1 protein-coding gene is annotated in these 1,150 nt (G+C 64.0%); it reads right to left on the bottom strand.

The features are described 5' to 3' along the window. Positions 1-22: 22 nt before the first annotated feature. The coding region (locus BHQ18_RS28810) for an IS481 family transposase (protein ID WP_069417038.1) at positions 23-1,150 on the bottom strand (1,128 nt) is incomplete at its 5' end.

Raw genomic sequence — 1,150 nt, 5'->3', positions numbered from 1 at the left:
TGTCTCGGGACATCGCTGACACCTATGGTGCCGGTTTTGGCTCGCGGATGCGATAGGTCCGGGTGTTGGATTCACAGCGCTGGTGGTAGCGCGTGGGGTCGGCGGTCAGTTCTCGGATGAGAGTCGTGGCGCTGAAGATGGCGATGTGATCGCCTTGGCGGATGACGTCGCAGACGTGTCCGCCCCAGCGCACCCCTACTCCTATGCGGTAGGGCGGAACGTGTATGTTGCCTGATCGTTCGTCGACGGTGTGGCGGCTAACGAAAACCGGTGCGGCCAGCGCATATTCGGCAGGGTGGGCTTTGGCGCTGGCGGTATAGATTTCAGCGGGTGTCGCTCCGCGTAGAGCGCGGTGGGGCCGGTGGTGGTTGTAGAAGTCGCGAAAGTAGGCCAGCTGATCGTTGAGTTCGTCGATGCTGGCTGCGGCCGGTTGAGCGTGTAGCCACTTTTTCAGGGTCTGCCAGAACCGTTCGATCTTGCCGCAGGTCTGCGGGTGAAAAGGGCGGGAGTTGATGGTGCGCGTCCCCAGCGCCCGTAGGTTCGCCTCAAACGAGGCCTCAAAGCCCTTACGGCGCCCGGTGTAGGCCAGCCCGTTGTCGGTCAACGACATGGCCGGGACACCGCATTCGGCGATACCGGCGACCATCGTCGACCACACCAACTCAGCGGTGCCGTGACCGATGCCAGCCCATAGCGCCGGGAGGTAGCGGGAATGGTCATCGAGGGTGCCGCAGATGGCCGTGACGGTGTCATCGGCCAGCGCCCACTGGGTCCAGTCCGACTGCCAGCACTCGTTGGGGCGGTGAAAGCAGAACCGTTTGGTCGCTGACTTCGGGCGCTTTTGTGGTTGCGGCACGATCACCGCGTGGCGGGTCAAGATCCGCCACACCGTCGTACGCGACGGCGCCTGCTGATCCTGGCGTTTCATTGCCCACACGATCGCCTCAGGGCCGTAATCGTGACCGGCTTCGAGTAACTGCATGCGTGTGCGCAGCACCGCTTGTTCGACCGCGGCCGTGGTCTGGCCCGGTGAGGACAGCGGCCGGCGCGAGCGCTCCTCGAGACCGGCCAGGCCCTCCTGGCTGAAGCGGCTGCGCCACTTGTAAAACGTCTGCCTACTGATCCGATGATCGCGGCAAAACTGCGACAC

It is taken from the genome of Mycolicibacterium flavescens (assembly GCF_001722335.1).
Lineage (GTDB): Bacteria > Actinomycetota > Actinomycetes > Mycobacteriales > Mycobacteriaceae > Mycobacterium > Mycobacterium flavescens.
The sequence above is the reverse complement of the archived record's forward strand: the minus strand, read 5'-3'. Positions and strand labels throughout refer to the sequence as shown.